This is a genomic window from Kitasatospora sp. NPDC056731 (genome assembly GCF_040687675.1).
GTDB lineage: Bacteria > Actinomycetota > Actinomycetes > Streptomycetales > Streptomycetaceae > Kitasatospora.
This window is the reverse complement of sequence record NZ_JBFBNR010000031.1, coordinates 25,115-42,978: the sequence shown is the minus strand read 5'-3', so window position 1 is coordinate 42,978 and position 17,864 is coordinate 25,115. Positions and strand designations below refer to the sequence as shown.

Below are 17,864 nucleotides of genomic sequence, written 5' to 3'. Positions count from 1 at the left end.
CTCGGGCAGGGCGCTCACCGAGGTGCGGCGCGGCGGCGGCGCGGCGCTCCCGGTCCCCCGTTGCGCCGGGGGTACCGGGAGCCCGGGAGCGTGAACAGCGTGGTCAGCAGCCGAAGTTGATCAGGCGGAAGGTCACGTAGTGGTCGCCGGTGTAGTAGTCCTCGCGGGTGCGCTGGCCGGTGACGACCCGGCGGGTGCCGCGGGTCGGCGAGCCGGGCGTCACCACGGTGTACTCGTGGTAGTAGCCGTAGGACTGGCTCGGCAGCACGCGCTCCTTGTTCTGGAACACCACGCCGTCCTGGCTGTACGGGAAGGGCCCGCCGGAGGCGATCAGGTTGAGCGTGGTGCGCGCCTGCGACGGCAGGGCGGACAGGCACACCGAGCCGCTCACCGCGGCGTGCGCCTCGGTGGCGACCGCGACGGGCGCGAGGGTCATCAGGGCGACGGCGGTGACGGCGGCGGCGCGGGACTTCCACGCGCGTAGAGTTCGGGTCATGACAACCAGCATGGCGACCGGCCCGGCCCGCCGAAAGCCCTGATCCAACTCTTCATCTCGGGTCAACTCGACGTACTCGCGGCAGACTTGACCTGGAAAGCAGCCGGTCCGGGCCCGCCCTACGCCAAGCCAAGCCAAGCCAAGGCGAGCCGAGCCGAGCCGAGCCGAGGCCGGACACGCCTGCGCCACCGGGGCGTTCACCGCCCCGGTGGCGCGTCCGGCGTCTCGGCGTCAGCCCCGGGGCAGGGCCAGGGACTGGACGGCCGGCAGCTTGCGCCAGTCGCTGGAGACGATGCTCGCGTGCGCCCGGGCCAGTTGCTCGGTGCGGGCGCGGGCCTGCTCGGCCGTCGGGTCGGTGGCGCTGATGGCGGGCGCCACGTTGTGCGCGTCCGTCATGACCAGCAGGTAGTGCGAGCGGTCGTACCACGCGGTGTCGACGCCGTTGAGGTACGTGGCGGCGTCGCCGTCGAAGACCACGAACCAGGGCCGGATCCCGGCGTCCGCGCCCGTGTACGCGGCGCGCGGGTCGCCGGTCTTGGCGCCGTGCACGGCGGGGAACAGCTGGGCGTCGCCGATCCGGCCCGCGGCGGCGAGGTCCCGCAGGTGGCGGCCGTACTCGACGTCGGTGTGCAGGGTGTCGAAGGGGTTGCTCTCCTCGACCGTCCCCGGGATCGCGTACAGCAGGACCTTTCCGGCCAGCGCCGCGCGGCTCGGCCAGTTGCCGGCCCGCACCGCCTCGTCGACGCTGGCGTACGAGCCGCCGCCCGGCTTGGCGAGCAGGTCGGCGGGGCGCAGCACGGCCTGGCCCAGGTGGGCGGCGATCAGCGTGTCCAGTTCCGTCGGCCCCATGCCGAGGTTGGCGGAGAAGCCCGCCTTCAGCTCCAGCTTGACGACCAGCGGGCCGGCGCCCGGGTGCGCGCCGAGCCAGACCCGGACGTCGTCGAGGCAGTTCTCCAGGTTCTTGTTGGCGCCACCGCTGTAGAGCTGCGCCGGGGTGCTGGCGGCGGTGCAGTTGTTGGAGTTGCCGAGCGGGTTGGAGTGGCTGACCTTCCACTCCTTGGTGACGATGTCCGTCCAGATGTCCAGCTCGATCATCCCGGTGCCGGTGTCGAGCCCCTGGGCGAGGTACGGGTAGGCGGCCGGGTCGTAGGTGTTGTGCAGGCCGACGGTGGTGGCCGAGCCGAACGGCAGGTCCGCCGGGCCGCTCGCGGCCGCGTCCTGCGCCGCGTCGGCGGTCGTCGGTATCAGGGCCGCGGCGGCGGCGAGCAGGCCGGCCGCCAGGATGGCGGCGGCGGTGCGGCGTACGGTCACAGGTACTGTCCCCCCAAGTGCGGATGTGCCTCCGGCCGCCCCTCCCGGACGGTCGGACGAAGCATCGCCCACCAGGGCGAGCTTCGGGTGAAGAAGACACGACAATAGCGTGACGGCTGTACCGCTCCCGCCCGGGTTAGCGTGGGCCGTCCAGCAGGCGCGGCCCGGTCCGCGCCGCAGCACCGAGCACCGGAGGAACTCCCGTGTCCCTGGTCCGCGTCCACAACTTCTCGATCTCGCTCGACGGCTACGGAACGGGCGAGGGGCAGAGCCTCGACTCGCCGTTCGGCCACGCCGGCGACCGGCTGCACGGCTGGTTCTTCCAGACCCGGACCTTCCGGCGGATGCACGGCCGGGAGGGCGACACCGGCGGCGACACCGGCGTCGACGACGCGATGGCCCGCACCTGGAGCGACGGCATCGGCGCGGAGATCATGGGGCGCAACAAGTTCGGCCCGCAGCGCGGCCCGTGGCAGGACCACGAGTGGCAGGGCTGGTGGGGGCCGGAGCCGGTGTTCCGCACCCCGGTCTTCGTCCTCACCCACCACCCGCGCCCCACGCTGGAGATGGCGGGCGGGACGACCTTCCACTTCCTCGACGCCACGCCCGAGGAGGCACTGCGCCAGGCCAAGGCGGCGGCCGACGGGAAGGACGTCCGGATCGGCGGCGGCCCGAGCACCGTCCGGGCCTTCCTGGCGGCGGACCTGATCGACCACCTGCACGTGGTGGTGGTGCCGATCGTCCTCGGCCGCGGCGAGCGGCTCTGGGACGGGCTCGAAGGCCTGGAACAGCGCTTCCGCACCGAGGCGGTGACCAGCCCGAGCGGCGTCACCCACCTCACCTTCACCCGGCGGTGACCGGGCGGTAGCCGAAGGCGGTGGCCTCCCCGCACCCACGGGGAGGCCACCGTCACACTCGGACCGGCCGGACCCGGACCGTCAGACCTGTCAGGCCCGGCCAGAACCGGTCAGACCCGGTCGGCCGCGATCAGGACGTACTGGAACGAGCCGTCCCTGTAGGAGTTGATGAACGCCTCCTCGATACCGGTGACCAGCGACGAGGTGGCGCGCAGCTCCCAGTAGGGCAGGGTGGCGGGGGTCAGGTCGATGACGGCCTGCGGCACCAGCCGGTTGTCGGCCATGGCCCGCAGGTACTCCCGGCGGGAGTGGATGTTGCACTCGAAGTGCGCGTTGATCTGCGAGACCCACTTGGACGGCTGCCCGTAGGCGGGGTTCCAGCAGCCGGTGACGGTCACGTAGCGGCCGCCGACGGCGAGGATCCGGGAGTGCTCGGCGAACAGGTCGTGCAGGTCGACGTACATGCTGGACTCGTTGTTCCACGAGCCCGCCACCTGGCCGGTCTCGAACGGCATGTCGAGCATGTTGCAGACCTGCGAGCGGACGAAGTCGCCGATGCCCAGCTCGCGGGCCCGGTTGTTGCCGAACTCGGCCTGCTTGGCGGAGAGCGTGACGCCCTGGACCCGGCAGCCGAAGCGCTGGTGGGCCATCACCATCGAGCCGCCGCGACCGCAGCCGGCGTCCACCAGGGTGGCGTCGGACGGAACCGCGCCCAGGTGGTCGAGGAGCAGCTCGGCCTGCGCGGACTCCAGGCGGTGCAGCTCGGTGATCACCTTCTTCTCGCGCTCGCTGTCGGCCGGGTCGCCGATGGCGGCCTGGTCGACGTCGCCGATGCCGTAGTGGTGGTGGTAGAGGCCGTCCACGTCGCCGAGGCGAAGGTTGACCGGCCGTGCCTCGTGGTCCCAGTAGCGTGCGATGTCGCCCTGGTAGGGAGTCGCCGGCCCGGGGATGGCGGCGGTGTCGGCGGGGGTGGTGATGTCGTCGGTCAGGGACATGCGTCAGCTCCTAGCGGGTGATCAACGGAAGAGGGATGGCTGCCGGAAACGGTGGTTACCAGAAGTCGGGCAGGGTGTAGCGGAAGGAGTTGGTCTGGTGCCAGAAGTGGTTGCCGTCGACCCACGCGGACACACCGCGCAGGAACCGTACGAGGGTCGGGACGGGGCAGGCCGCGGCCAGCGCGGCCGCCTCGGCCTCGAAGGCGTGCATCAGGTCGTTGTGGACCTCGACCGCCTTGAGGTAGCCGTCCTGGTGCGAGCAGTCCTCGCATTCGGCGATCACCACGGGCAGGTTCAGGTGCAGTCCGGGGATGGACAGCTCCTTGGTGTACGAGTACAGGTCGTTGACGATGGTGGTCGCGTTGCCGGCCAGGGCGATCACGCGCTGCATGGCGGGTAGCGCGTGCAGTTCGGCCGGCAGCTCGTAGCCGCCGACGCTGTCCGTGATCGTCGGGCAGGGGCGGAAGTTGTTGAACTGGCGCATCGCCAGGTACTCCCACACCTGCGGGACGTGCTCGGTCTCGGCCCACGACGCCTCGGCGAGGTACCCGAGGTGCAGCCGGGCCATGTCGTGCCGGAACCGGTCCGCCTGGGAGGGCGTGGAGGCCCGGGTGAAGTACTCCATCGCGGAGCGGTACGCCCGGCGGGGCGCGTCCTCGTACAGCGAGGCCTCCCACTCCGGGTGGTACTCCGGCGTGGTGTGCAGCGGGTCGAGCGCGGTGTGCGCCAGCAGCAGGCGCCCGCCGAGGCCGACCGGTGAGCCGCCGTGATCCTCGCAGTAGCAGTCGTCGACCGCGTTCTCGGCGACCATCAGGCGGGCGGCGAGCATCAGGTGGTCGACGCTGGGCGCGTCGGGGTGGCAGGCCACCATGTAGCGGCCGGTCGAGAAGCCGTCGAACTGCTTCTCCCAGTCCGGCGGGTACAGCTCGACCTCGTCCAGCGCCCAGGCCTTGATCCTGAGGCTCAGTTCCTCCACCCGCACCGGGTCGGGCTCGGCCACCGGGTGGTGGTAGAGGCCCGGGATGGCGTCGCCGGGCTTCGGCTTGGCACCACCCGGCTTGGCACCGCCCGGCGCGGGGACGCCGGGCACGGAGGTGCTGAGGGCGGGGGCGCTCTGCGCCAGGTTCAGGCCCGCGGTGCCCAGGCCGCTCGGCCCGCGCAGGATCCGTTCCATCGCCGAGGAGCTCATGACCCCACCGCCGCGGCGGCAGTGCGCTCGAAGGGTGTCCCCGCTCTGGTGCACAGGGGCATGGAGCCTCCTCTGACTCTGATGAAGGATCGCAAGACATGACTGGTCGTCACCTGGCCGACGGCGCGGGCGGTCTTCGAACGCGCCCCCGTCTCGCTCGGTTCACCACCGTAGGCGCGGGGGCCGGTTCGGAAACGCTCCGGACGATCTTCTACACCCGATCAGGTGAACGTGGGCCCGTATGACGTTTGAAACGCCCCCTCCTCATGCATCGGTCCGCCGCGCCCGCCGGCGTAAGGGGGAGAAGAATGGCCACGACCCCGTGACGGAACGGGGCCAGGAAGGACGTACCAGCACATGGAGACCCAGGGCCGCAGCCGCACCGCACTGGTCGAGGACCTCATGGAGCGCTTCCCCGACGTGCCCCGGGAGGCCGTGATCAAGGAGGACCTGCTGCGCGGCGGCATGGCCTTCGACGAGTCCGCCCTCAGCGGCAGCACCGGCGCCGACGGGAGCGGCGAGGTCAAGCCGAAGTCGTACTTCATCTTCTCCTTCGACCACCGCACCCTGCCCGAACTCGGCGCGGCCGCGCTCAACCGCCCGCCGGAGGAGGTCGTGCTCACCGGCGGCCCGTACGGGCTGCGCCGCACCGTGGTGTCGGTGCGCGTCAACCCGGACTCGCCGTACCGGGTCGGCGCCGGGGAGGACGGCACGCTCGGCCTGTACCTCGACGGCGCGCGGATCGCCGACGTGGGCCTGCCCCCGATGCCCGACTACTACCGGCACACCCTGGCCAACGGGAAGTCGGTGATGGAGGTCGCCCCGACCATCCAGTGGGGCTACCTGATCTACCTGACGGTCTTCCGGGTCTGCCAGTACTTCGGCGCCAAGGAGGAGTGCCAGTACTGCGACATCAACCACAACTGGCGCCAGCACAAGGCCGCCAGCCGCCCCTACACCGGGGTCAAGCCGGTCGAGGAGGTGCTGGAGGCGCTGGAGATCATCGACCGCCACGACACCGCCCGCGCCTCCCAGGCGTACACCCTCACCGGCGGCGCCATCACCTCGCAGGTCGGCGGCCGGGACGAGGCCGACTTCTACGGCCGGTACGCCAAGGCCATCGAGGAGCGCTTCCCCGGGCGCTGGATCGGCAAGGTCGTCGCCCAGGCCCTGCCGCGCGAGGACGTCCAGCGCTTCCACGACTACGGCGTGCGGATCTACCACCCCAACTTCGAGGTCTGGGACAAGCGCCTGTTCGAGCTGTACTGCCCCGGCAAGGAGCGCTACGTCGGCCGCGACGAGTGGCACCGGCGCATCCTCGACTCCACCGAGGTGTTCGGCCCGGAGAACGTGATCCCCAACTTCGTCGCCGGGGTCGAGATGGCGCAGCCCTTCGGCTTCACCACCGTCGACGAGGCCATCGCCTCCACCCGGGAGGGCCTGCGCTTCTTCATGTCCCACGGCGTGGTGCCCCGCTTCACCACCTGGTGCCCCGAACCCACCACTCCGCTCGGCAAGGCCAACCCCCAGGGTGCCCCGCTGGAGTACCACATCCGCCTGCTCCAGGCCTACCGCGCCACCCTGGAGGAGTTCGGCCTCTCCTCCCCTCCCGGCTACGGCCCGGCCGGCCCCGGCAAGGCCGTCTTCTCGGTCAGCTCCTTCATGGACTCGCTGCCCGGCTGAGCCCGGCGCACGCCGCCCCCGGCCGACATGACGGGACGTCAGGATGATGCCGGGGGCCGTCGGACCACCCCGAGGAGGAGGCGGCCCCCCGCCGATCGGCGCGTAGGTGGGGGTACGAACAGCGTGTTAGCTTCCCGCCATGGGATTACGTGGGGCTCGTGGGGTGGCGGCGCGGTCGGCGATCGAGGGGATGCGGGAGCTCGCCGGGGAGGGGTTGACGACGCCGGAGGTGTTCCGGCGGGCAGACGAACTGCTGCGCCCGGTCCTGGAGTTCGACGCGGTGTGCTGGCACACCGCGGATCCGGCGACCGGGCTGGTGAACTCGGTGCAGAGCGAGGACCTCAGCCTGACGGCGTACGAGCAAGCCGTCAGGCTGGAGGTCTGGGAGGACGACCTGGCGACCTTTCCGAAGATCCGGCGCAGCGGGGTGCAGGCGGAGACGCTGAGCCGGGCGACCAAGGGGCGCCCGCAGGAGAGCGTGCGGTTCCGGGAGCAGGTGGCGCCGGCCGGGTTCGGGGACGAGCTGCGGGCGGTGTTCGACGCGGCGGGCGGGATGTGGGGGTGCGCGGCGTTCATGCGGGCCCCGGACCGCGGCCCCTACCTGGGGCGCCAGCGCGAGCTCGCCGACACCGCCGCCCGGCACCTGGGCAACGCACTGCGGGCGTGCCACGTTCCGGCCGGCGCGCCGGACCAGGAGGACGCGGGGCCTGCGGTCCTGATGCTCGACCGGCGCAACCGGCTGCGGGCGATGTCCGGCCCGGCCGAGGACCTGCTCGACCGGCTGGCCGACCCCACCCCCACCTCGCTCAGCATTCCGACCTCCGTGGCGATGGCCGCCGAGCACGCCCGCCGGGCGGCGCACGGGCTGGCCGCGCCGCAGACACCGGTGCGGGTCCGCACCCGGGACGAGCGCTGGTACCTGCTGCACGGATCGGCGCTGCGCGGTGACGCGGCGGCGGACGAGGTGACGGTGGTGGCCACGCCCGCCTCGCCGGCCGAGGTGATGCCGCTCTACCTGGCCGCGTACGGGCTGACCGCCCGCGAGCAGGAGGTGGCGCTGCTGCTGGTGCGCGGCAGCGACACCCGGGACGTGGCCCGGCTGCTCGCGATGACGCCGTACACGGTGCAGGACCACCTGAAGTCGGTGTTCACCAAGACCGGGGTGGGCAGCCGGCAGGAGCTGATCGCGCGGATCATGCTCGGCGGGGGGCGCTGCTGACCCGGTCCCCGCGCCCCAGGCGCGCGCCCCGCCGTACGCCCCCAGGAATCTGGGATGGCCGGAGCCCCGCCGCGAACGTGAAGATTTCCCCACGGGGGATTCACGACATGCACATGACGGCTCGTAGCGCACCCATTTCCAGCGGAGGAGCACCCTCATGAGCTCGCGCACCCGGCGCACCGCCTTCACCTCAGGAGTCGCCGCGCTGGTCGCGGTGACCGGGCTCGGCCTCGGCGCCGCGCCCGCACACGCCGACACCACACCGCCGACCGCCACCTGCGACCCCGCCCGCGACTACCTGTGGGAGGACATCGCCTCCGCCCGGGTCGAACCGACCGTCACCGACTTCCTCGCGGTCGCGATCGCCCCCGGCACCACCGGCAGTTACACCAAGACCCTCAGCGAGGTCGACTCGGTGAGCACCACGATCAACACCAGCACCGAGGTGAGCGCCGAATTCAAGGCGATCTTCGCCAAGGTGAGCGTCAAGGTCGGCTTCTCCGTGGCCAACACCAAGTCGACCACCCGCACCACCACCGTCACCGACACCGTGAACTTCAACAGCCCCGGCTACTACGGCCTCTACCGCGGCACCCGGAAGGTCACCGGCGAGTGGGTCCGCTACATCTGCGCCCGCAGCGGGAACACCGGCTACTGGATCAACACCAGCCCGAACGGCCCCGGCACCTTCACCACCTTCGACGTCCCGGAGCAGGGCACCGTCTCCTGCGCCTACCCGGAGCCGGCCGGCACCCTGCGCGCGGCCGCCCGGGCGCGCCTCGTCTGCTGATGCCCAGGATCGCGGAAACGGCCCAACCCACCTGCTGCGAAAGCGAGTCCACCATGCCCGAACCGCACCCTCGACGCTCCCGGGCCCGACGTCCGCTGAACGTCCTCGGCACGGCGGCCGCCGTCGGCGCCCTGCTGCTCACCGCCTCCCCCGCCGCCCTGGCCGCCCCCACGTCGGCCACCGCACTCGCCGCGGACCCGGAGAGCGAGTACCCCTGCGACCCCGGCCTCTACCGCATCAACACCGCCGGGGCCGACCGGCCGCTGACCGTCGCGCTCTCGTCCGGGAACCACGGCTCGGTCATCCAGTACTTCTGGGGCGACGAGTCGAACCAGAAGTGGCAGGTCTGTCGCAAGCACGCCTCCGACGGCCGCGAGCTGGTGTACTTCCGCGACAGCTGGCGCGGTTGGTGCATGGTCGTCGACCGCTGGGGAAAGGACGACGGCAACTGGATCATCACGGTCGGCTGCGGCGACGTCGTCCCCGAGAACCAGGCGTTCTGGATGGCGAAGGTTCCGGGCAGCAACCGCTTCGCCCTCCAGAACGTGAACTCCGGCAAGTGGGTCGCCGCCCAGAACCACAGCGACGGCCTGGGCTACCAGATCGTCCAGGACAGCCGACCGGACCTGTTCTACCTACAGGCCGTCTGACCGCACGGCGCACCACGAGGAATGCCCGTCGTGCCCGGCCGGACAGCCCCGGCCGGGCACGACGGGTCCGGGGCGCCGATCCGTCGGCCCCGGGGTACGCGGCCAAAAATACCGGGTGGGGTATCCTGAACGGACTGGCCACCCCATCCGGGGGTGCGACGTGAGGAGTAGCGCGATGTGTCGACGAACCACCTGCCGGACGTGCGGCAAGGCCGGCTACGCGGGGTGCGGCATGCACGTCGAGCAGGTGCTCGCCGGGGTGCCCAAGTCCGGCCGCTGCGCCTGCGACCGGACGAAGGGCAAGGGCGGCGGCTTCCTGGCGAGGCTGCTCGGGCGCCGCTGACGGGCACAGCCGGCCGGGCACCCGCGGCGGCCCCGGTCTTCCGCGCCCCCGCACCGCAGGTCAGACTGTCGCGAGCAGTCCTACGCAGCACCGAACGGGGGCCACATGGCACAGGGCAGGAAGAAGCAAAAGCGGCCACTGAGCGCGGCGGCCGCCGCCCAGCGGCCGAAGAGCGCCAAGCGGAAGCCCCGGAAGGACACGCCGCTCGCGCCCCGCACCATCCGCCGGGCGGCGGTCCTGGTCGCGGTGCTCGCCCCGCTGCTGCTCGTCGGCCTGATGGCGCTCGCCGTGGACCCGGACTACTCCGCCCTGTTCACGGTCCTCGCCGTGCTGGTGCTCATCGCCTCGCTGGGCGGGCTGATGGTGGTCCGGGCCGCCGGCTGGGTGCTCTGGCCCGGCGTCCTGCTGGGGGTCCTGCTGCTGGCCCTGCCACCCACCACCATCCGGGCGGAGGTGCTCGCGCACCGCGGGGAGCGGACCGAGGTCGTCGTCACCGAGGCCCACAGCTCGAAGGACCGCAGCGGCCGGATCAGCTGGTCCTGCGCGATCCGCCGCACGGACGGGAAGCCGCTGCCGCACCCCAAGTTCCAGGGCTCGGGCTGCTCCGGGTCGTCCTCCGCCGGCACCACCACCACCGTCCTCGTCGACCCCGACGGCTGGGCCCCGCCGGCCGGCACCGACCTGGACTTCTCCTTCCTCCGCGGCGGCGTCTACGCCCTGGGCGGCCTCAGCCTCCTCTGGGTCCTGCTCGTCACCGCCGCCGCCCGCCGCAGCCTCCGGGACTCCCGCGCCGCAGCGCCCGCCTGACGGTTCAGGTTCAGGTTCAGGAAGGCGGGCGGTCGGTCCGTCAGGCCGTGCTGCTCTGCGGCACGGTGTAGAGGAACTCCTCGATCCGGTCGATCAGGCCGCCCTCGAACCGGAAGTACACGACGGTCGGGACCTCCTGGACGACCCCGTCGGCCGACAGCAGGTGGATGACGTGCTGCTGGAGCACCTCGTCCGGCTTCTCGAACTGGCGGAGGACCTCGAACCGCAGGGACTCGACACCGGCGGCGAAGGCCTTGAAGTGCACGAGCCGCTCGTCGATCGCCTGCTCGTCCTTGCCGTCGTTCTGCCACACGGTGGCCTTCTCGGTGCACAGCGCCCGGAAGCCGGCGAAGTCGTTCGCCTCCAGCCGCCGCAGACCCGAGATGACCGTCTCGCCGATGCTCTGTGCCATGCCGAACTCCTGTGTCCGTCGGGTCGAATGCGGGGATGGTGCTGCGGTGCTGCGGTGGTGCGCTCAGCGGTGAAGCAGGCCGAGGTGGCGCAGGTCGGTGACGTACTTGCGGACGAGGGCCGCCGACAGGTGCGGGATGTCCTGGTCGGGGCCGACCTTGGCGGCCCGCACGGCGGCCCGGAACCCGGCGGCGGGGATCGCCGACCCGGGGACGGCCTCCCCGGGCCGCGCGAAGGCGCGCAGCAGGGGCAGCAGTGAGTGCTGGCGCTGCTTCTCCGGCAGGGCGCGCAGCGCGGTGGTGATCCGGGCGAGCCAGTCGTCGTAGTCGTCGACCCGTCGGATCGGGTGGCCGGCCTCGATGAGCCAGTCGACGAAGGTGTCCAGGCAGACGCCGTCGTCGTGCGGGTTCAGCGCGTTGAAGGTCCGGTAGCCCTCGGTGGCCCGCGCGCCCAGCGCGGTGACGGCCTCGGCGGTGAAGTCGACCGGCAGGCCGTCGTAGTGGGCGCGCCCGCCGCCCCGGTAGAAGGAGCCCGGGGCGATGCCGGTGGCGAGCAGGCTGAGTAGCAGGCGGGTGAACACGTCGGGCACGTTCAGCTGCCCCCGGTACCTGCCGTGCGCGAGGATCATGTCCGACCGCAGGGTGACGACCGGCAGTCCGCACAGGTCGTGGGCCTCGCGGAGCAGCACCTCTCCGGCCCATTTGCTGGTCGCGTACCCGTGCGCGTACCCGTCGGATCCGGGCGCGGATCCGCCGCCGGAGCCCCGGGCGAGGTGCCGCACCGGGCTGGTGGCGCGGATGTCGCCGTCCTCGTCGAGGGCCGCGGCCGCGGCGCCGGCCACCACGGCGACGGTGGACACGTAGGTGACGGGCTTGAGCCGGGTGGTGAGCGCCAGCCGGATCAGTTCGGCCGTGCCGACGACGTTGGGCCCGAACAGCTGGTCGTAGGGCAGCACGTGGTTGACCAGGGCGGCCGGGTGGACGATCAGGTCCACGGTGTCGGCCAGCCGCTGCCAGGTGTCCTCGGCCAGGCCGAGCCGCTGCTCGCCGATGTCGCCCGCCAGAACCTCCAGCGTTCCGTCGGCCAACTCCCGGTACCGCCGGAGCAGTTCGGCGTCGCCGCTGTCGAAGGCGGCCTCCAGCCGCTTCGCCGCGACGGCCGCGTCGGCGCCGCGGACCACGCAGACCAGCCTGCCGCCCGCGGGCGCCAGCCGTTCCAGCCACTCCAGGCACAGGAAGCGGCCGAGGTAGCCGGTGGCCCCGGTGAGCAGGACGGTGCGGACGGCGCCGTCGGGGCGGGGCAGCGTCGGGGCGGCGGCGAGCGTCGCCGCGTCGAGGAACCTGTCCAGGGTGAGGTCGCCGGCGCGGGCCTCGGCGGCGTGCTCGCCGTGGACGGAGGCGGCGGTGGGCCGCGCGGCGCCGGAGCGGCGCCGCTCCTCGATGTAACCCGCCACCCGCGCAAGGTCGTTGGCCGGGCTGATCACCACCCCGACCGGGACCTCGACCTGGAAGATCTCCGTCATGAGGGCGGCGAAGGACAGCGCGGACAGCGAGTCCCCGCCCAGGTCGGTGAAGTGCGCGTCGGCGCTCAGCTCGGCGCCCGCGCAGCCCAGCAGCGCCTGGGCGGCCCGGCCGACCGTCTCCAGCACCGGCCGGTCGGGCCCGGCCCGGCGCAGGTCGCGCAGCCGGCGCTCCTGCCCGTCGGCGAGTTCGGCGTAGAGCCGTTCCAGGGCCTCGCCGTAGCGCTCCCGGAGCCGGGGGCGCAGCGGTTTGTGGCTGTCGGCGAGCAGGCCGTTCGCGGCGCTGAAGGGTTCGGTCTCGATCAGGATGTCGCGCGGGATCTCGTAGGAGTTGAGCTCGGCCTCCTTGGCGATCCGCTGGAGCGACTCGATGAGCAGCGGTTTGAGCGACTCGGCGTCCCCGCCGGCCCTGGCCAGCGCGTCCGGGGCGGGGACGACCACGGCGAGCGGGTAGGCGCGCTCGCTGTTGCCGTACACGAAGACCTGCCGGATCAGCGGGCTGGCGACGAAGGCGGTCTCCAGGCGGGAGACGGCCACGAACTCGCCCTGGGAGAGCTTCAGGACGTCCTTGGTGCGGCCGACGTAGACCAGCCGGTCCGGCCCGGTCTCGGCCATGATGTCGCCGGTCCGGTAGTAGCCGTCCGCGTCGAAGATCTCGGCGGTGAGTTCGGGCCGCTTGTAGTAGCCGGGGATGGCGGTGGCGGTCTTGAGCAGCAGTTCCCCGCGCGGGTGCGGCGAGTCGGTCCGGAAGTAGCCGAGTTCCGGGACGTCGACCAGCTTGTAGTCGATGACCGGCGGGCGCTGCACCACCGAGTCGAGCAGCACCCCGCCGGCCTCGGTGGAGCCGTAGCCGGTGTACAGGTGGAAGCCCAGGCAGGACTCGACGAAGGCCGCCACCTCGGCGGAGAGCGGGGCGGTGCCGCAGAAGGCCTTGGTGACGCGCCCGCCCAGGACGTTCTCCCGCAGGTCGGTCTTGACCGCCGTGTCGACGTCGCCGGGTTCGCCGGAGCGCCGGTCCAGTTCGCTGCGGTACCGCTGGAAGAGCAGGTCGCAGATGCGCGGGACCATGGTCAGCTCGGTGGGGCGGACCAGCGCGATGTCGTCGAGCAGGGTGGACAGGTCGCTCCTGGCGGTGAAGTGGCCGACGCCGCCCCGGGAGAGCGAGCCCATCAGCGCCCAGTGGCCGGCGAGGTGGCTCTGCGGCATGTAGTGGACGCTGACCGGGGGCGCGTCCTCCGCGCCGTAGCTGAAGCCGTTCCACGCGGTGCGGACCAGCCGCTGGGGGTACACCGCCCCCTTCGGGGTCCCGGTGCTGCCGGAGGTGTAGATGAGCAGCGCCAACGGGTCGTCCCCCGGGGCGGCGACGAACAGGGGCGCGGGCGGCAGGCCGGCTCCGGCGTCGATCACGGCGGCCAGCGGGTCGACGGCCACCGGGCGGCCGGCCCCGGCCAGGCGCCGTCGGGCGGATGCGAGGGCGTCGCGCTGCTCGGCGACGTCGGGGCGGTAGTCGAACACGATCAGGCGCCGGATCGAGGGCGCCCCGAGGACGGCTTCGACGGCGGTGTCCAGCCGCTCGATGCTCGCCGCGAGGGCGCGCGGTTCGGTCTCCGCGACGATCGGCGCCAGCTGGGACAGCGGCGCGCTGGACTGCAGCGGCACGACCACCACGCCCGCGTGCAGGCACGCGAGGTCGAGCGTGGCGTAGTCGGTGCTGGTGAAGCCCAGGATGCAGAGCCGGTCGCCGGCGCTCAGCGGGTGGTCCGGGTGGCGGTGCCACTCGGTGGCGACGGCGCGTACCCGGGCCCACAGTTCGCGGTAGCTGACGGTCTCGAAGCCGGGCAGCAGGCGCCCGGTCACGGGCTCCCGGGTGCGTTCGCCGAGGGCGGGGCGGTCGCCGTAGCCCTCCATGATGGCCGCCATGGCCTCGGCGAGTCCCTTGTCCGGATCACGCACGGCCGCGGTGATCGCCTCCAGTGGTTCGGCCATGCTGAGCCCTCCCGTAGCGTCCGGCTGATGTCCAGCGCCGGCTGATGTCTGGCGTCCGGCTGATGTCCGGCGCCGGCTGATGTCGACGTGCGAACCGGGGCCGGCCGGAGCGGTCGCCGGCCCGTCGGGCCCGGGCGGTCGTTCCGGCCGGCGGGCGTCTCACCAGGCGACCGGCAGCGTGTCCGCTCCGCGGATGAGCCGTTCCGTCCGCCAGGTCACCTGGTCGGCCGGCACGGCGAGGTGCAGGCCGGGCAGTCGGCGCACCAGGGATTCCAGGACGACGCGCAGTTCCATCCTGGCCAGCGCCGCGCCGAGGCAGTGGTGGATGCCGTGTCCGAAGGTGACGTGCGGGATGGTCCCCCGGTGGAAGTCGATCTCCTCGGGGCGGTCGAACACCTCCGGATCCCGGTTGGCGAGCGAGAACTCGGTGACCACCGCGTCGCCGGCGCGGACGGTCTGGCCGCCCAGTTCGACGTCCTCGGTGGCGATCCGGGTGAAGCCGGCGGTGGCGCTGATCGGGATGATCCGGGAGAGCTCCTCGACCGCGTCGGGGATCAGGCCGGGATCGGCGACGAGCTCGCGCCAGAGCTCGGGCCTGGTCAGCAGCGTGTAGACGAAGTTGCCGATCTGGTTGGCGGTGGCCTCCTGGCCGGCGGACAGCAGGCTGACCCCGAGGCTGACCAGCTCCTCCTCGGTGAGCCGGTTCTCCTCGTCCTCCACGGCGACCAGTTCGCCGAGCAGGTCGCTGGTGGGCTCGACGCGGCGCTCGGCGACCAGGCCGGCGAGGTAGTCGTTGAGGTGCCCGCGGTCCCGTGCGGAGCGGGCCGGGTCGGAGAGCATCAGCAGGCCGTCCACCCAGGCGTTGAACTGGTCGCGGTCCTCGACGGGCACGCCGAGCAGTTCGCAGATCATCGTGATCGGCAGCGGCCAGGTCAGCATCTGGGTCAGGTCGGCGGGCGAGCCCGTGGCGATCATGGTGTCGAGCAGGCCGTCGACGATCTGCTGGGCGCGCGGGCGCATCGCCTCGACCCGGCGCACGGTGAAGGGGTTGGCGACCCTGCGCCGCAGCCGGCTGTGCTCCGGCGGGTCCATGCTCAGCATCGAGGTGCGGGGCAGGCCGGCCGAGACGATGCGGGGCACGTCCTCGCCCGCGGCGGCGGCCCGGCTGAACCGGGGGTCGGCCAGCACCGTCCTGACGTCGGCGTGGCGGGTGACCAGCCAGGCGTCGCCGCCGTAGGGCAGGCTCACCCGCAGCACCGGCTGCTCGCCGCAGGCCTCGGCCAGCTTCGGGTCCACGTCGAGCTGTTCGGCCGGACCGAACGGATAGGCCCGCGGCCCTTCTTCTGTCGCGGTCATCGTGTCAGTCCTTCCAGTCCTGGCGGGCGGTCACAAGGACGCGCTCTTGCCGCCGTCGATGACGAGGTTGCTGCCGGTGATCCACGAGGCGCGCCGGGAGACCAGGAAGCCGACGGCCTCGGCGATGTCCTCGGTCTGGCCGATCCGCCCGAGCGGGACCTCGTCGGCCCAGTCCCCCTCCGATTCCATGCCGAGATAGTCGACGATCTTCTCGCGTGCCTCATCCGCCCCAGGAGTCCTCACGTTTCCCGGGGAGATCGCGACGACCCGGATTCCGTCCGGCGCCAACTCGACCGCGAGACCCTTGCTGTACACCTCCAGCGCGGATTTCGCGGCGGCGTAGTGCAGGATCATCGGGTAGGAGGAAATGGTCGCGATGGAGGAGAGGTGCACGATGACCCCGCCGCCGGCCGCGCGCATGGCCGGCACGAGTGCGGCATTGAGCCGGACGGCGGCCAGGAAATTGATGTCGACCGTGTACTGCCAGTCGTTCTCGATTTCCAGCGCGGTCTGGAAGGCCCGGCAGCCGCCCGCGTTGTTGACCACGATGTCGACCCCGCCGAGGGAGTCCAGCGCGGCGTCGGCGAACGCCCGCACCCCGGCCGGCGAGCTGAGGTCGGCCTGGATGAACTTGGCCGCGGACGGGGTGTGTTCGGTGGGGTTGCGGGCGGAGGTGACGACGGTGGCGCCGGCGTCGAGCAGGTGCTGCACGATCGCGGCGCCGATGCCCCGGCTGCCGCCGGTGACCACGGCCCGTTTGCCGTCCAAGTCGTGGGAAATCTGCGCGGTAAGGCGACTCTCGCTCACCCTGGGTTCCGCCACCTTTCGTTCCTGGGAAATTCCTTTCCGCGGCACTGGTCGGCAAGGGAATCAATTCTCCAGTTGCGACCCAGAAGGCGACGCGGAACCACCTGCACCACTATCCGTGATCTCCCGGACACGGTCAACATGATTGTGTCGATGCGGTGGATCGCCTGAGGCAATGCAGCACGGACAAGAGCACCCGCTGGACGCCGCGATCAACAGGGTCGATAATCGTGCGTTACCCATGTGCAGCCGCCCAGACCGTTTTCCGCACGACCCGGCGGCGATTCGCCGGAGCGGCGGAGAGGGCGCACACGGAATGTTCACACCATGAGTGCCGAGAACTCGGGAGAAAAGCATGTCCAGCTTGGACGAGCCGTTCGTCGTGGGTGATCTGACGGTCCCCAACCGCATCGTGATGGCCCCGATGACCAGGATGCAGTCCCCCGGCGGCGTGCCGGGCGAGGAGGTGGCCGAGTACTACGCCCGCCGGGCCGCCCACCAGGTCGGACTGATCATCACCGAGGGCACCTACGTCGACCGCGCCGCCGCCCGCGCGTACGACCACGTGCCCCACTTCCACGGCGAACAGGCGCTGGCCGGCTGGGCCCGCGTGGTGCGGCGGGTGCACAAGGCCGGCGGCCGGATCATCCCGCAGCTGTGGCACACCGGGGTCGTGCGCACCGGGACGGAGCCGCCCGCCGAAGGCCCGTCCGGGATCGGCCTGGACGGCGCCCCGGCCGGACGGGCCATGACCCAGCGGGACGTCGACGACACGGTGGCCGCCTTCGCCGAGGCCGCGGCGACCGCCGAGCGGCTCGGGTTCGACGGCATCGAACTGCACGGCGCGCACGGCTACCTGATCGACGACTTCCTGTGGAGCGGCACCAACCGGCGCACCGACCGCTACGGCGGCGACCCGGCCTCCCGCGCCCGCTTCGGCGCCGAGATCGTGCAGGCCGTCCGCGCGGTCGTCAGCCCGGGCTTCCCGGTCTTCTTCCGGTTCTCCCAGTGGAAGGTCGGCAACTACGGGGCCCGCATCGCGCAGAGCCCGGCCGAGCTGGAGCAGCTGCTGACCCCGCTGGCCGACGCCGGGGTCGACGCGTTCCACGGCTCCACCCGGCGCTACTGGCAGCCCGAGTTCGACGGCAGCGACCTCAACCTGGCCGGCTGGGCGCGCAAGCTCACCGGCAAGGCCGCCGTGACGGTCGGCTCGGTCGGCCTGGACCAGCAGTACGGCGAGGGCGAGTTCGCCCAGGGCTACACCAGCCAGGCCGGCGTGACCGGCATCGACGAACTGCTGGCCCGTCTCAAGCGCGACGAGTTCGACCTTGTCGCCGTCGGCCGCACCCTGCTGGCCAACCCGGACTGGGCCGCCAAGGCGCTGCGCGGCAACCTCGCCCGGACCGTCCCGTACGACCCGGCGGTGCTCACCAGCCTGGCCTGAC

At 72.2% G+C, this 17,864-nt stretch carries 15 protein-coding genes and 1 pseudogene; 8 read left to right on the top strand and 8 right to left on the bottom strand.

What is annotated here, in order from left to right:
- Positions 1-103: 103 nt before the first annotated feature.
- A complete protein-coding gene (locus AB0R04_RS27250) occupies positions 104-436 on the bottom strand; it encodes a ribonuclease domain-containing protein (RefSeq protein ID WP_244293569.1) in 333 nt (110 codons plus the stop codon).
- A gap of 291 nt (positions 437-727) precedes the next feature.
- Positions 728-1,807: a phosphatidylinositol-specific phospholipase C domain-containing protein gene (locus AB0R04_RS27245; RefSeq protein ID WP_363375743.1), complete on the bottom strand. Its 1,080-nt coding sequence runs from the start codon at positions 1,805-1,807 to the stop codon at positions 728-730.
- A gap of 203 nt (positions 1,808-2,010) precedes the next feature.
- Between AB0R04_RS27245 and AB0R04_RS27240 the strand changes: the two genes are divergently transcribed.
- Positions 2,011-2,664, top strand: coding sequence for a dihydrofolate reductase family protein (locus AB0R04_RS27240; RefSeq protein WP_363375741.1), 654 nt, complete (start codon positions 2,011-2,013; stop codon positions 2,662-2,664).
- Positions 2,665-2,774: 110 nt separating this feature from the next.
- On the opposite strand, the gene AB0R04_RS27235 is transcribed toward AB0R04_RS27240, so the two are convergent.
- Positions 2,775-3,659, bottom strand: a complete 885-nt coding sequence (locus AB0R04_RS27235; RefSeq protein WP_363375739.1) for a geranyl diphosphate 2-C-methyltransferase — start codon at positions 3,657-3,659, stop codon at positions 2,775-2,777.
- Positions 3,660-3,714: 55 nt separating this feature from the next.
- Positions 3,715-4,839, bottom strand: a pseudogene (locus AB0R04_RS27230) (family 2 encapsulin nanocompartment cargo protein terpene cyclase); the annotation flags it as partial.
- A 366-nt stretch (positions 4,840-5,205) separates the two neighbouring features.
- On the opposite strand from AB0R04_RS27230, the gene AB0R04_RS27225 reads away from it, so the two are divergent.
- The 6 genes from AB0R04_RS27225 (at position 5,206) to AB0R04_RS27200 (ending at position 10,340) form a co-directional block, all read left to right on the top strand.
- Positions 5,206-6,531 (top strand): radical SAM protein, encoded by a 1,326-nt coding sequence (locus tag AB0R04_RS27225; RefSeq protein ID WP_363375737.1) that lies wholly within the window; start codon positions 5,206-5,208, stop codon positions 6,529-6,531.
- Positions 6,532-6,670: 139 nt separating this feature from the next.
- The gene (locus AB0R04_RS27220) at positions 6,671-7,750 is read left to right on the top strand and encodes a helix-turn-helix transcriptional regulator (RefSeq protein ID WP_363375735.1); all 1,080 of its coding nucleotides are present in this window, start codon (positions 6,671-6,673) and stop codon (positions 7,748-7,750) included.
- A 157-nt stretch (positions 7,751-7,907) separates the two neighbouring features.
- Positions 7,908-8,540 carry a hypothetical protein gene (locus tag AB0R04_RS27215; RefSeq protein ID WP_363375732.1) on the top strand — a complete coding sequence of 211 codons (633 nt, stop codon included), beginning with the start codon at positions 7,908-7,910 and terminating at the stop codon, positions 8,538-8,540.
- 53 nt (positions 8,541-8,593) lie between these two features.
- Complete coding sequence (locus AB0R04_RS27210; protein WP_363375729.1) at positions 8,594-9,190, top strand: hypothetical protein; 597 nt, start codon at positions 8,594-8,596, stop codon at positions 9,188-9,190.
- Positions 9,191-9,365: 175 nt separating this feature from the next.
- Positions 9,366-9,533 (top strand): hypothetical protein, encoded by a 168-nt coding sequence (locus tag AB0R04_RS27205; protein WP_363375727.1) that lies wholly within the window; start codon positions 9,366-9,368, stop codon positions 9,531-9,533.
- A 105-nt stretch (positions 9,534-9,638) separates the two neighbouring features.
- Positions 9,639-10,340, top strand: a complete 702-nt coding sequence (locus AB0R04_RS27200; RefSeq protein ID WP_363375724.1) for a hypothetical protein — start codon at positions 9,639-9,641, stop codon at positions 10,338-10,340.
- A gap of 40 nt (positions 10,341-10,380) precedes the next feature.
- On the opposite strand, the gene AB0R04_RS27195 is transcribed toward AB0R04_RS27200, so the two are convergent.
- The 4 genes from AB0R04_RS27195 to AB0R04_RS27180 all read right to left on the bottom strand — a co-directional run bounded on the left by AB0R04_RS27195 (position 10,381) and on the right by AB0R04_RS27180 (position 16,419).
- Positions 10,381-10,752: a nuclear transport factor 2 family protein gene (locus AB0R04_RS27195; RefSeq protein ID WP_363375722.1), complete on the bottom strand. Its 372-nt coding sequence runs from the start codon at positions 10,750-10,752 to the stop codon at positions 10,381-10,383.
- Between the two features lie 63 nt (positions 10,753-10,815).
- Positions 10,816-14,256, bottom strand: a complete 3,441-nt coding sequence (gene car, locus AB0R04_RS27190; RefSeq protein ID WP_363375720.1) for a carboxylic acid reductase — start codon at positions 14,254-14,256, stop codon at positions 10,816-10,818.
- A 159-nt stretch (positions 14,257-14,415) separates the two neighbouring features.
- Complete coding sequence (locus AB0R04_RS27185) at positions 14,416-15,612, bottom strand: cytochrome P450 (protein WP_363375717.1); 1,197 nt, start codon at positions 15,610-15,612, stop codon at positions 14,416-14,418.
- A gap of 30 nt (positions 15,613-15,642) precedes the next feature.
- Positions 15,643-16,419, bottom strand: a complete 777-nt coding sequence (locus AB0R04_RS27180; RefSeq protein WP_363375716.1) for an SDR family oxidoreductase — start codon at positions 16,417-16,419, stop codon at positions 15,643-15,645.
- Positions 16,420-16,774: 355 nt separating this feature from the next.
- Between AB0R04_RS27180 and AB0R04_RS27175 the strand changes: the two genes are divergently transcribed.
- Positions 16,775-17,863: an NADH:flavin oxidoreductase gene (locus AB0R04_RS27175; protein ID WP_363375714.1), complete on the top strand. Its 1,089-nt coding sequence runs from the start codon at positions 16,775-16,777 to the stop codon at positions 17,861-17,863.
- Position 17,864 lies beyond the last annotated feature (1 nt).